The 12,095-nt window shown below is 66.7% G+C and carries 12 protein-coding genes; 4 read left to right on the top strand and 8 right to left on the bottom strand.

What is annotated here, in order from left to right; genetic code table 11:
- Nucleotides 1-422: 422 nt before the first annotated feature.
- The gene (gene htpG / locus ACWV8V_RS03730; RefSeq protein ID WP_455898963.1) at nt 423-2,321 is read left to right on the top strand and encodes a molecular chaperone HtpG; all 1,899 of its coding nucleotides are present in this window, start codon (nt 423-425) and stop codon (nt 2,319-2,321) included.
- A 91-nt stretch (nt 2,322-2,412) separates the two neighbouring features.
- On the opposite strand, the gene ACWV8V_RS03725 is transcribed toward htpG, so the two are convergent.
- The gene (locus ACWV8V_RS03725) at nt 2,413-2,709 is read right to left on the bottom strand and encodes a hypothetical protein (RefSeq protein ID WP_259260350.1); all 297 of its coding nucleotides are present in this window, start codon (nt 2,707-2,709) and stop codon (nt 2,413-2,415) included.
- A 172-nt stretch (nt 2,710-2,881) separates the two neighbouring features.
- Here ACWV8V_RS03725 and ftsY point away from each other — a divergent pair, with 172 nt between their 5' ends.
- From ftsY to ACWV8V_RS03710, 3 genes are all read left to right on the top strand, one after another.
- Nucleotides 2,882-4,357 (top strand): signal recognition particle-docking protein FtsY, encoded by a 1,476-nt coding sequence (ftsY, locus tag ACWV8V_RS03720; protein ID WP_455898962.1) that lies wholly within the window; start codon nt 2,882-2,884, stop codon nt 4,355-4,357.
- Between the two features lie 132 nt (nt 4,358-4,489).
- Complete coding sequence (gene mutY, locus ACWV8V_RS03715; RefSeq protein ID WP_455898961.1) at nt 4,490-5,629, top strand: A/G-specific adenine glycosylase; 1,140 nt, start codon at nt 4,490-4,492, stop codon at nt 5,627-5,629.
- Between the two features lie 4 nt (nt 5,630-5,633).
- A complete protein-coding gene (locus ACWV8V_RS03710) occupies nt 5,634-5,903 on the top strand; it encodes an oxidative damage protection protein (RefSeq protein ID WP_019183247.1) in 270 nt (89 codons plus the stop codon).
- A gap of 103 nt (nt 5,904-6,006) precedes the next feature.
- Here ACWV8V_RS03710 and ACWV8V_RS03705 read toward each other — a convergent pair whose 3' ends face one another.
- From ACWV8V_RS03705 to sdhA, 7 genes are all read right to left on the bottom strand, one after another.
- The gene (locus tag ACWV8V_RS03705) at nt 6,007-6,471 is read right to left on the bottom strand and encodes a DUF6491 family protein (protein WP_259260346.1); all 465 of its coding nucleotides are present in this window, start codon (nt 6,469-6,471) and stop codon (nt 6,007-6,009) included.
- A gap of 104 nt (nt 6,472-6,575) precedes the next feature.
- Nucleotides 6,576-7,289: a lipoprotein-releasing ABC transporter ATP-binding protein LolD gene (gene lolD, locus ACWV8V_RS03700; protein WP_121041874.1), complete on the bottom strand. Its 714-nt coding sequence runs from the start codon at nt 7,287-7,289 to the stop codon at nt 6,576-6,578.
- Entirely contained in the window at nt 7,282-8,523 is a 1,242-nt protein-coding gene (locus tag ACWV8V_RS03695; RefSeq protein WP_088432207.1) for a lipoprotein-releasing ABC transporter permease subunit, read from the bottom strand. Before ACWV8V_RS03695 ends, lolD begins: the two co-directional genes overlap by 8 nt.
- A gap of 23 nt (nt 8,524-8,546) precedes the next feature.
- Nucleotides 8,547-8,906, bottom strand: coding sequence for a hypothetical protein (locus ACWV8V_RS03690; protein ID WP_455898960.1), 360 nt, complete (start codon nt 8,904-8,906; stop codon nt 8,547-8,549).
- A 40-nt stretch (nt 8,907-8,946) separates the two neighbouring features.
- Entirely contained in the window at nt 8,947-9,195 is a 249-nt protein-coding gene (locus tag ACWV8V_RS03685) for an FAD assembly factor SdhE (protein WP_019183252.1), read from the bottom strand.
- A 150-nt stretch (nt 9,196-9,345) separates the two neighbouring features.
- A complete protein-coding gene (locus ACWV8V_RS03680; RefSeq protein ID WP_088432210.1) occupies nt 9,346-10,131 on the bottom strand; it encodes a succinate dehydrogenase iron-sulfur subunit in 786 nt (261 codons plus the stop codon).
- 163 nt (nt 10,132-10,294) lie between these two features.
- The gene (sdhA, locus tag ACWV8V_RS03675) at nt 10,295-12,085 is read right to left on the bottom strand and encodes a succinate dehydrogenase flavoprotein subunit (RefSeq protein ID WP_121041870.1); all 1,791 of its coding nucleotides are present in this window, start codon (nt 12,083-12,085) and stop codon (nt 10,295-10,297) included.
- Nucleotides 12,086-12,095 lie beyond the last annotated feature (10 nt).

The raw sequence follows: 12,095 nt of genomic DNA, 5'->3' as shown, positions 1-12,095 counted from the left end.
TCCGGCGACAGACGGAAACGGGATGGGCGAACGGGCGGAAGAGAGTCATGGGCACGGATGGCAGGCGGTTCAGGACGACATTCTAGGTTGTAGCGGTAAGAGCCGCCTCGTCCTCGGACCAAATCATGTGCCGGGGCAACGACGTCCATGTACCGCACGGATCCAACCGCACCACACGCGCCCCCTGACAGGAGGGTGGCGGGTACGGGGGGCCGGGACCGTTGGGCAGCATGGATGCTGCCCACGAGGCCCCATGGAGGGGTTCACGCCGCGTCCCGGCACCCCGTACCCGCCGCCCTCCCCACGCAGACAGACAGGCGCCGTGCCGGACCGCGCGGCCTTGAATTCGGGACAATCCACCCCTACCCCTTGAGCCAGCCGCCGCGCCGGGCGCGGCAATGCCCCAAGGAGCAACACGACCCATGACCGTGCAGACCCCAAAAGAAACCCTGGGCTTCCAGACCGAAGTCAAACAGCTGCTGCAGCTGATGATCCACTCGCTGTACTCCAACAAGGAAATCTTCCTTCGCGAGCTCATCTCCAACGCCGCCGACGCCTCGGACAAACTGCGCTTCGAAGCGCTGACCCAGCCGGCCCTGCTCGAGAACGACGGCGACCTGCGCATCCGCGTCAGCTTCGACGCCACCGCCAACACCCTGACCATCGACGACAACGGCATCGGCATGAGCCGTGACGAGGCGATCGCGCACCTGGGCACCATCGCCAAGTCCGGCACCGGCGACTTCCTGCGCCAGCTCTCCGGTGACCAGAAGAAGGACTCGCAGCTGATCGGCCAGTTCGGCGTCGGCTTCTACAGCGCCTTCATCGTCGCCGACCAGGTGGACGTGTATTCCCGTCGCGCCGGCCTGCCCGCCAGCGAGGGCGTGCACTGGTCTTCGCGCGGCGAAGGCGAGTTCGACGTGGAAAGCATCGACAAGCCCGAGCGCGGCACCCGCATCGTGCTGCACCTGAAGGACGACCAGCGCGACTTCGCCGATGGCTGGCGCCTGCGCGGCATCATCAAGAAGTACTCCGACCACATCGGCCTGCCGATCCAGATGGTCAAGGAACACCACGGCGAAGACGCCCCGGCCGAGATCGAATGGGAAACCGTCAACCGTGCCAGCGCGCTGTGGACCCGCCCGCGCACCGAGATCACCGACGCCGAGTACCAGGAGTTCTACAAGCACGCTGCGCACGATCATCAGGATCCGCTGGCGTGGAGCCACAACAAGGTCGAAGGCAAGCTCGAGTACACCTCGCTGCTGTACGTCCCCGGCCATGCCCCGTTCGATCTGTACCACCGCGACGCGCCCAAGGGCCTGAAGCTGTACGTGCAGCGCGTGTTCGTGATGGACCAGGCCGAGCAGTTCCTGCCGCTGTACCTGCGTTTCATCAAGGGTGTGGTGGATTCCAACGATCTGTCGTTGAACGTCTCGCGCGAAATCCTGCAGTCCGGCCCGGTCATCGATTCGATGAAGTCGGCGCTGACCAAGCGCTCGCTGGACATGCTGGAAAAGCTGGCCAAGGACAAGCCGGAGATCTATGCCGGCTTCTGGAAGCAGTTCGGCCAGGTGCTCAAGGAAGGTCCGGCCGAAGACTTCAACAACCGCGAAAAGATCGCCGGCCTGCTGCGCTTCGCCTCGACCCATGATGCCAGTGGCGAGCCCAGCGTCTCGCTGGCCGACTACGTGGGCCGCATGATCGAGGGCCAGGACAAGATCTACTTCCTGACCGGCGACAGCCACACCCAGGTCAAGGACAGCCCGCACCTGGAAGTCTTCCGCAAGAAGGGCATCGAAGTGCTGCTGCTCACCGACCGCATCGACGAATGGCTGATGGGGTACCTGACCGAATTCGACGGCAAGTCGTTCGTCGATGTCGCGCGTGGCGATCTGGACCTGGGCGCGCTGGAAAGCGCCGAAGACAAGCAGGCGCAGGAAGCCGTCGCCAAGGACAAGCAGGCGCTGGTGGACCGCATCAAGTCCGCACTGGGTGAGGACGTCGCCGACGTGCGCGTCTCGCACCGCCTGACCGATTCCCCGGCGATCCTGGCGATCGGCGAGCAGGATCTGGGCCTGCAGATGCGCCAGATCCTGGAAGCCAGTGGGCAGAAGGTGCCGGACAGCAAGCCGGTGTTCGAGTTCAACCCGGCCCATCCGCTGATCGGCAAGCTGGACCAGGAAGGCGATGCCGCGCGCTTCGACGACCTGAGCCGCGTTCTGTTCGATCAGGCCGCGCTGGCCGCGGGCGACACGCTGAAGGACCCGGCCGCGTATGTGCGCCGGCTCAACAAGCTGCTGCTGGAGCTGTCGGCGTAAGTCGTGCGGCAGAGGGGTGCCGGCCACGGGTCGGCGCCCACCGCGGTTGATGATGCATGGCGCCGCGCGGCGGTCAGCGCGCGCGCTTGGCTCAGGCCCAGCGGTCGAGCAAGGTGCCCAGCATCTCGTCCTGACGCCGGACCACGGTCGCGTTGGCGGCAAACGCCAGCGCAGCCTGCTTGGCCGTGAGCATATCCGCGATCGGCGCGTTGGCATCGTCGGGGGCGGCGACCACGGTGGCGGTAACTCCGCCGCCTGCCGTTGCGGCCTGCGCCACACCCAGGCGTGTGGAATCAGCCACCGGCAATCGCGCCACGTTGGAGGCGGCCGCCTGTATGCCCAGCGAAGCGGCACGCATGCCGGCGCTGGCAATGGACATCACGTTCATCGTTCACCGTTTCCCGTTTCGCTGTCCCGGCCGCGCCCGCATGGCGCAGCCCTTCACAACCGGTAACGGCCGCATCGGCCATTACTTGAGTCCCGCCCCACCGCACCTGCACGCCCATGGGCATTCGGGGCGCAGTGGTAGCATAGCCCTCTGATTTCAGCGTCTTTTGCCAATGCTCAGCTTCTTCCGTCGCAAAAAGCCCCAGGACGCCCCGCAAGAGGCGGCCAAGACCCAGCATTACTCCGCGGAGGAGCTGGCTGCCGCGTTCCCGCAGGCCAAGACCGAGCCTGCTGCACCGCCTGCGCCTGCGCCGCTGCCGCCCGTGGTGGATGCTCCGCTGCCTGCTGCCGAGCCGGTCGCACCGGTAGAGCGCGTCATCGCGCCGCCCCCGGTGGTTGCTGCGCCGGTTGTGCCTGCGCCTGTGGTGCCTGCTCCGGTGACCCCGGCGCCAGCAGCCCCTGCACCTGCGGTGGCCGCGCCAGTTGTTCAGGAGCCTATCGGCCCCGTCCCGACGGTGGCTGCACCGGCTCAAGAGCCGCCGCTGGAGGCCCGTGTCGCGCCCGCCGCGCCCACCCCGATTCCGGCCGCTCCGGTGAGCGCACCGGCGCCAGCCGTCATTGCGCCGTCGGTTGTTCCAGCTCCAATCGCTCCCGCTGCCCCGGTTGCCCCGGTCGCCCCCACCATCGTCACCGAGCGCCCGTCCTCCCAGGACATGGCCCCCGCCGCCGCCGGCAAGAGCGGCTGGCGCGAGCGCCTGCGCAACAGCGTGATCGCACGCAGCTTTGGCGGCCTGTTCTCGCGCAACCCCAAGCTCGATGACGACCTGCTCGACGAACTGGAAACCGCGCTGATCACCGCCGACGTCGGCGTCGGCGCGACCACCGCGCTGGTCGAAGGCCTGCGCAAGCGCATGAAGGCGCGCGAGTTCACCGATGCCAACGCGCTGCTCACCGCGCTGCGCGCCGAGCTGATCGCGATCCTGCAGCCGGTGGCCAAGCCGCTGGTGATCGACCGCACCGCCAAGCCCTTCGTGGTGCTCACCGTCGGCGTCAACGGCGTCGGCAAGACCACCACCATCGGCAAGCTCGCCAAGCGCTTCAAGGACGACGGCCACAGCCTGATGCTGGCCGCCGGCGATACCTTCCGCGCCGCTGCCGTCGCGCAGTTGCAGGCCTGGGGCGAGCGCAACGGCGTGGCCGTGGTCGCGCAGGGCCAGAATGCGGATGCGGCCTCGGTCGCCTTCGATGCACTGCAGGCCGGCAAGGCCCGCGGTACCGAGGTACTGATCGCCGATACCGCAGGCCGCCTGCATACCCAGGCCGGCCTGATGAACGAGCTCGGCAAGATCCGCCGCGTGCTTGGCAAGATCGACGCCGATGCGCCGCATGAAGTGCTGATGGTCATCGATGGCACCACCGGCCAGAACGCGCTCTCGCAGCTGCGTCAGTTCCATGCCGCGGTCAACGTGACCGGCCTGGTGGTGACCAAGCTGGACGGCACCGCCAAGGGCGGCGTGGTGTTCGCGCTGGCGCGAGAATTCGGCATTCCGATCCGCTTCTGCGGCATCGGCGAGCGCCCCGAAGATCTGCGCGTGTTCGATCCGGAAGCCTTCGTTGGCGCGTTGCTTCCGGAAGCACTCGGCGCCTGATCACCGCCGGGCCAGGCAGCGGCGTCACTTGTAGAGCCACCCCATGGGTGGCTGCTTCATCTCCGTGACCAGCACCCCCGGCTGCCGATGCAGCCACGCATGGCGTGGCTCCCCACTCCCTCCGGAACCTGCATGACCCGCCAGCCTCCCGCCAGCGCCCCGTTGCCAACCGACGATGTCTTTGTCACGCGGCTGCTGTACTGGTTCGATGACCACGGCCGGCATGACCTGCCGTGGCAGCACCCGCGCTCGCCGTACCGGGTGTGGCTGTCGGAGATCATGCTGCAGCAGACCCAGGTCAGCACGGTCATCCCGTACTTCCTGAAGTTTCTCGCAGTGTTCCCGACCCTGCCCGACCTGGCCGCCGCCAGCAACGATGCGGTCATGGCGCAGTGGGCTGGATTGGGGTACTACGCTCGTGCACGCAACCTGCATGCCGCCGCGCAGCGCTGCGTGGAACGGCATGGCGGCGAGCTGCCGCGCGATTTCGATGCATTGCATGCGCTGCCGGGCATCGGCCGCAGCACCGCCGGCGCGATCCTCAGCCAGGTCTGGAATGATCGGTTCGCGATCCTGGATGGCAACGTCAAACGCGTGCTGACGCGCTACCACGGCATCGAGGGCTTCCCCGGCCTGCCGGTGATCGAAAAACAGCTGTGGGCGGTGGCCGAGGCCCACGCCGACCATGTGCCTGACACGCGCATGGTCGATTACACCCAGGCACAGATGGACCTCGGTGCCAGTGTCTGCAGCCGCAGCAAGCCGGCCTGCGTGATCTGTCCGCTGCAGGCCACCTGCGTCGCCCGTCGCGAGGGGCGTACCGATCAGCTGCCGACGCCCAAACCGGGCAAGACCTTGCCCGAGCGCGAGGCGGTCGCGCTGCTGCTGCGCGATGCGCGCGGCCGTGTGCTGCTGCAGAAGCGGCCGGACACCGGCATCTGGGCGCAGCTGTGGACCCTGCCCCAGGCCGACAGCGGAATCGCGTTGCAGGACTGGTTCGATGCGCACATCGACGGCTCGCTGGACGATGCCGAGTCGTTGCCGGTGTTGGAGCACACCTTCAGCCACTACCGGCTGCATCTGCAGGTGCTGAAGGCAACGGTACAGGGGCTGCGTGACGAGAGGGCGGACCTGCGTTGGGTCGCTGCCGAGGCGCTGGCCACGCTGGGCCTGCCTGCACCGATCCGCAAGTTGCTGGAGACCGGTGCACCGCCCGCTCAGCCCAAGCGCCGTACAATGCGGCGCGCAGCATCATCCCAAGACATCGAGTAACGCTATGCCCCGCACCGTTTTCTGCCAGTACGAACAACGCGACGCCGAAGGCCTGGACTTCGTGCCCTACCCCGGCGAACTGGGCCAGCGCATCTTCAACCACATCGGCAAGCCGGCGTGGGCCGCGTGGTTGGCGCATCAAACCATGCTGATCAACGAAAACCGGCTGTCGCCGCGCGATCCCAAGCACCGCGCGTTCCTGGAAGAGGAGCTGGTGAAGTACTTGTTCAGCGGTGGCGCGGAGAAGCCGGCCGGGTTCGTACCGGAGGCCTGATCGCCTGTGATACCGACCAACGGTCGGTATCTACCGCGAGGATGTGGCGACCGGCAGATCGCGGTGCCATCGTCGATACGCCTTGGCCGGCCAGCGGCCGGCACTACCGGGTTGGCGACTGCTGGCCTTCTTCGCGCTCCTGCAGCTGCGCCTGGCGCAGCGCCTGTTCCGAGCTGCGCAGGGCCTTGGTGTCCAGCTTGCGGATGCTGCTGATGAAGCACGGCATGTTCATCGGCCCGGGCGTGGGATCGCGCACAAGCACCTTGTCGAAGCGCGCCGAGACACGGCCGACGCGGCTGGTCAGGCCGATCGCCGGGGCGTAGTCCAGCCCCTGGCATGGGCCGGCCAGCTCCAGCAGATAGCCTTCGCTCGGGCGTGTCCACACCGCCAGCGCGCTGTCGCCCAGCTCGGTCCAGCCGGACAACGAGCCGTACAGCGGCATGTCCTGCTGCGGCGGCCCGGCGTGGGCGCGGTAGAGATCGAGCTTCTGCGCGGTGGACAACCGGCCGGTACTGGCACACGCGGCCAGGCCGAGGCACAGGGTCGCGATGGCAAGGGTCTGCTTCATGACGCCTCCTGCTGGGGACTGTGTGGCGATCATGCGCCGCCCGGCGTGGTCCCGGCGAGAGGACCCCGCCGGGTGTTCAGCGATCAGGCGGCAGCGACGCCCGCTCAGACCTCGCTGTGCGCGAGGCTGTGCAGCCGCCCTTCGCGCAGCTCCAGCACGCGGTCCAGCTTGCGTGCCAGGGAGCGGTCATGGGTCACCAGCACCAGGCTGGTGTGGTGCGCGCGGTTGAGCTCAAGCATCAGCTCGAACACGGTCGCGGCAGTCTTGTCGTCCAGGTTGCCGGTCGGCTCATCACCGAGCACGCAGGCCGGGCGGTTGACCAAGGCGCGGGCTACGGCCGCACGCTGGCGCTCACCGCCGGACAGCTCGCCCGGCTTGTGGTCCAGGCGATGGCCCAGGCCGACCGATTCCAGCAGCGCCTGCGCACGGGTGCGCGCGTCGACCACTTCTTCGCCACCGAGCAGCACCGGCATCATCACGTTTTCCAGCGCGGTGAATTCGGGCAGCAGGTGATGGAACTGGTACACGAAGCCGAGCGCGCGGTTGCGCAGCTGGCCGCGCTGGCTGTCGGACAGGCCGGACATGCGCTGGCCGGCCACGTAGACCTCGCCCGCCGTCGGCGTATCCAGCCCACCGAGCAGGTGCAGCAGGGTGCTCTTGCCGGCGCCGGAGGCGCCGATGATGGCCACGGTCTCGCCGGCCGCTACGCGCAGGTCCAGCCCGTTGAACACGGGGGTCTGCATGCGGCCTTCGGCATAGGTCTTGGCCAGGGCTTCGGCGCGGATGACTTCCTGGCCCAGGGTGAGTGCTTCATTCATAACGCAGGGCCTCCGCCGGCTGGGTACGTGCCGCGCGCCAGGCGGGATACAGGGTGGCAAGGAAGCTCATGACCAGCGCCACGGCGGTGATCACGATGATGTCCGGGGTCTGCATGTCGGTCGGCAGGCCGGTGATGTAGTACACGTCCTCCGGCAGCAGCTTGACGTTGAACAGCGTCTCGATCGCGCCGAGGATGCGCTCCAGGTTCAAGGTCAGGGTGATGCCACCGATCACGCCGAGCACGGTGCCGAAGATGCCGATCAGCGAGCCCTGCACCATGAACACCTGCATGACGCCGCCCGGGGTCAGGCCCAGGGTGCGCAGGATCGCGATGTCGGCCTGCTTGTCGGTGACCAGCATCACCTGCGAGGAGACCAGGTTGAACGCGCCCATGGCGATGATCAGCGAGAGCAGGATGCCCATCACCACTTTTTCCATGCGCAGCGAGTGATACAGGTTCGCGTTCTGCTGGGTCCAGTCGCTGACCCGGTAGGCACCGGTCAGGTTGTGGGCCAGATCGACGCCGACATCCAGCGCCTTGTCCATGTCATGCAGTTTCAGGCGCACACCGGTGACGCCATCGATGCGCAGTACTTTTTCCAGATCGGCCATGTTGGCGTAGGCCACGCCGCGGTCGACCTCGTTGTAACCGGCTTCGAAGATGCCGCTCACGGTGAAGCGTTTCATGCGCGGGATCGCGCCGATCGGCGTGCCCTGCACTTCGGCCAACGTGACCAGCACGGTATCGCCGACGCCGACACCCAGGTAGATCGCCAGTTCCTGGCCGACCAGCAGGTTGTAGCTGCCTGCGGTCAGGCTGTCGAAGCTGCCTTTCTTGACCTTCTGGTTGATCACCGAGACGTTCGGCTCCAGCGCGGGGTCGATGCCCTGCACGATGGCGCCCTGCACGCGGGGACCGCTGAGCATGGCCTGGATTTCGATGTACGGCGCCGCGCCGGCAACCCGCGGATCCTTCTTGGCCACCTCCACCGCATGCGCCCAATCGGCCATGGGGGCGCCGTCGGTGGTGATGGTGGTATGCGCGGTCATCTGCAGCAGGCGATCGCGGATTTCCTTCTGGAAACCGCTCATGACCGCCAGCGTGGTGATCAGCACGGTCACGCCCAGGGCAATGCCGAGGATCGAGGCCATGGAGATGAAGGAGATGAAGCCGTTGCGGCGTTTGGCGCGCAGGTAACGCAGGCCAATCGAGACAGGTATGGGTTTGAACATGCAGGTACGCCGGACAATTCAGGCTATGGTGCCACTGCAGGGGGTGAACGGGAAATGCAGTGTGCCCGGACGGCTAGTCGCAGTTCACGTGCCTGCGCCGGCGGAAGGGTATCGGGCCAGAACAAGCGCCAATGGCGGCGGCCTTCCCGGCGCCACCCCAGCTGCACCAGCGGCCCGCGGCGCCGCATCTGCAGCGCCTCCACCGGCTCGCCATCCACCTGCGCCGGGTCTTCGTCCGCGGGGATCACGAAGACGCAGCCCGGGCGGCGCGCATATCGCCAGGCCTCCCACCAGGTGCCGGCCATCGCCACCATGCCCAGCGCCAGGCCCCACGGCGCGGGCAGATCGGTCGCCCACAATGCCCAGGGCATCACAGCGCCCATGGCGATCAGTGCGCGGCACTGCCAGCGCGAGGGAGACCACTCACGCTGGAAGGGCGCGGATCCTGGCGATGAGGGCGGCGGGCGCGGCATGCGGGCACTCCTCGTAACCCATGAACCAGCGCCACAACTTATCGTCCTCGCTCTCGAGCAGGAACAGGAAAACCTCGCGCTCGTCTGTCGGTGCCTGCAGCCAGCAACGGTCCAGGTAACGGCCGAACAGCTGGTCCAGCTCGCGCATGCCGCGGCGGCAACGCCAGCGCAGCTTTTTCAGTTCGGTTGCTTCGTCCATTTTTCTGCGTTTCCAGATAAGGCAAAGCCACGCATGGCGTGGCTCTACTGTTTCGATCATTTTCTGCGAAGCCACGCATGGCGTCGCTCTACCGTTTCGATCCTTTGTTGCAGGGCCACGCATGGCGTGGCGCTGCAGGACGCGTCTGGATCAGGCGCGACGCGCCATCATCAGCTTCTTGATCTCGGCAATCGCCAGCGCCGGGTTCAGGCCCTTCGGGCAGGTCCGCGAGCAGTTCATGATGGTGTGGCAGCGGTACAGCTTGAACGGGTCTTCCAGCTCGTCCAGGCGCGCACCGGTGTCCTCATCGCGCGAGTCGATGATCCAGCGGTAGGCCTGCAGCAGGATGGCCGGACCCAGGTAACGCTCGCCGTTCCACCAGTAGCTCGGGCAGCTGGTCGAGCAGCAGGCGCACAGGATGCACTCGTACAGGCCATCGAGCTTCTTGCGGTCTTCCGGCGACTGCAGGCGCTCGCGATCCGGCGGCGGCGGGGTCTGGGTACGGATCCACGGCTTGATCGAGGCGTACTGCGCGTAGAAGTGGGTCAGGTCCGGCACCAGATCCTTGACCACGCTCATGTGCGGCAGCGGGTAGATCGGCACCTCGGCCTTGCCGCAATCGGCAATCGCGCGAGTGCAGGCCAGCGTGTTGGTGCCATCGATGTTCATCGCGCACGAACCGCAGATGCCCTCGCGGCACGAACGACGGAAGGTCAGGGTCGGATCGATCTCGTTCTTGATCTTGATCAGCGCGTCCAGGACCATCGGGCCGCAGGCGTCCAGATCGATCTCATACGTATCGGTGCGCGGATTGCTGTCGTCGTCGGGACTCCAGCGGTAGATCTTGAAGGTGCGGGTGTTCTTCGCACCGGTCTGGGCGGGGAAGTGCTTGCCCTTTCCGATCTTGGAATTCTTGGGGAGGGAAAACTCGGCCATGGCTGTTCTCGTTGGCTCAGGCGGCTCGCGCTGCAACGCAGGCGCGGGTAGCACGGAAGATGAGGAAGTCGACACCACCGGCCCGCGGCGCACGCACCACCCCACCCGTGCGGGAGGTGGCGGTGGCGAGCGCTGCGTGGACGGAGGTCATGCCGCAGGTCTCTTAGTAAACGCGCGGCTTGGGCGGGACGACGTCCACGTCCTTGCTCAGCGTGTACATGTGGACCGGACGGTAGTCGAACTCGCACTTGCCGTTCTCGTCGACGTTGACCAGCGTGTGCTTCTGCCAGTTGACGTCGTCGCGGTCCGGGAAGTCCTCATGCGCATGCGCGCCGCGGCTTTCCTTGCGCTGTTCGGCCGAGTTGATCGTCGCCACCGCGTTGAGCAGCAGGTTGTTCAGCTCGTAGGTTTCGATCAGGTCCGAGTTCCACACCAGCGAACGGTCGGAGACCTTGACGTCCTGGAAGGAGTCGAAGATCTCGGCCATCTTGGTGCAGCCCTCTTCCAGCGTCTTGCTGGTACGGAACACCGCCGCGTCGTTCTGCATGGTGCGCTGCATGCGATCGCGGATGACCGAGGTCGGGGTGTCGCCGTTGGCGTAACGCAGCTTGTCGAGCAGGCCCAGGGCCTTGTCGCAGGCATCGGACGGCAGGGTCTTGTGCGGTGCGCCGGACTTGATGGTGTCGGCGCAGCGGTTGGCCACCGCACGGCCGAACACGACCAGATCCAGCAGCGAGTTCGAGCCCAGGCGGTTGGCGCCGTGCACGGACACGCAGGCCGCTTCGCCGATGGCGTACAGGCCCGGCACGACCGCATCGGGGTTGTCACCGACCTTGCGCACGACTTCGCCGTGGTAGTTGGTCGGGATGCCGCCCATGTTGTAGTGCACGGTCGGGATGACCGGGATCGGCTGCTTGTGCACGTCCACGCCGGCGAAGATGCGGGCGCTTTCCGCGATGCCCGGCAGCTTGTCGTCGATGACGCCCGGGCCGAGGTGGGTCAGGTCGAGCAGGATGTGATCCTTGTGCTCGCCGACGCCGCGGCCTTCGCGGATCTCGATGGTCATCGAACGCGACACCACGTCGCGCGAGGCCAGATCCTTGTAATGCGGTGCATAGCGCTCCATGAAGCGCTCGCCGTTGCTGTTGCGCAGGATGCCGCCTTCGCCACGCACGCCTTCGGTGATCAGGCAGCCCGCGCCGTAGATACCGGTCGGGTGGAACTGCACGAACTCCATGTCCTGCATCGGCAGGCCGGCACGCATGACCAGACCGCCGCCGTCGCCGGTGCAGGTGTGGGCCGAGGTGGCGCTGAAGTAGGCGCGGCCGTAGCCGCCGGTGGCCAGCACCACGCCATGGGCGCGGAACAGGTGCAGCGAGCCGTCGGCCATGTCCAGCGCGAGCACGCCGCGGCAGACGCCTTCGTCATCGAAGATCAGGTCGAGGGCGAAGTACTCGATCATGAAGCGCGCGTTGTGCGCCAGCGACTGCTGGTACAGCGTGTGCAGCATGGCGTGGCCGGTACGGTCGGCGGCGGCGCAGGTGCGCTGCGCGGACGGGCCTTCGCCGTACTTGGTGGTCATGCCGCCGAACGGGCGCTGGTAGATCTTGCCTTCTTCGGTACGGCTGAACGGCACACCGTAGTGTTCCAGTTCGATGATGGCCGGAATCGCTTCGCGGCACATGTACTCGATGGCGTCCTGGTCACCCAGCCAATCCGAGCCCTTGATGGTGTCGAAGAAGTGGTAGCGCCAGTCGTCTTCACCCATGTTGCCCAGCGCGGCGGAAATACCGCCCTGCGCGGCCACGGTGTGCGAACGGGTCGGGAAGACCTTGGTCAGGCAGACCGTCTGCAGGCCCTTGGCGGCAAGACCGAACGTAGCGCGCAGGCCAGCACCGCCGGCGCCGACCACGACCATGTCGTACTTGTGTTCCGTAATCTTGTAAGCGGACATCTAATCTGGA

The organism is Stenotrophomonas sp. Ker107b, from assembly GCF_053847245.1.
Note: the sequence above shows the minus strand (reverse complement) of the source record. Positions and strands in the feature narration are given on the sequence as shown.

Coding starts and splice junctions, on each gene's coding strand:
- lolD (WP_121041874.1), bottom strand. CDS start 7,289: ATGAATGAAGCACTCACCCTGGGCCAGGAAGTCATCCGCGCCGAAGCC.
- ACWV8V_RS03725 (WP_259260350.1), bottom strand. CDS start 2,709: ATGAACGTGATGTCCATTGCCAGCGCCGGCATGCGTGCCGCTTCGCTG.
- htpG (WP_455898963.1), top strand. CDS start 423: ATGACCGTGCAGACCCCAAAAGAAACCCTGGGCTTCCAGACCGAAGTC.
- ACWV8V_RS03685 (WP_019183252.1), bottom strand. CDS start 9,195: ATGGACGAAGCAACCGAACTGAAAAAGCTGCGCTGGCGTTGCCGCCGC.
- ACWV8V_RS03680 (WP_088432210.1), bottom strand. CDS start 10,131: ATGGCCGAGTTTTCCCTCCCCAAGAATTCCAAGATCGGAAAGGGCAAG.
- sdhA (WP_121041870.1), bottom strand. CDS start 12,085: ATGTCCGCTTACAAGATTACGGAACACAAGTACGACATGGTCGTGGTC.
- mutY (WP_455898961.1), top strand. CDS start 4,490: ATGACCCGCCAGCCTCCCGCCAGCGCCCCGTTGCCAACCGACGATGTC.
- ftsY (WP_455898962.1), top strand. CDS start 2,882: ATGCTCAGCTTCTTCCGTCGCAAAAAGCCCCAGGACGCCCCGCAAGAG.
- ACWV8V_RS03705 (WP_259260346.1), bottom strand. CDS start 6,471: ATGAAGCAGACCCTTGCCATCGCGACCCTGTGCCTCGGCCTGGCCGCG.
- ACWV8V_RS03690 (WP_455898960.1), bottom strand. CDS start 8,906: ATGGGCGCTGTGATGCCCTGGGCATTGTGGGCGACCGATCTGCCCGCG.
- ACWV8V_RS03710 (WP_019183247.1), top strand. CDS start 5,634: ATGCCCCGCACCGTTTTCTGCCAGTACGAACAACGCGACGCCGAAGGC.
- ACWV8V_RS03695 (WP_088432207.1), bottom strand. CDS start 8,523: ATGTTCAAACCCATACCTGTCTCGATTGGCCTGCGTTACCTGCGCGCC.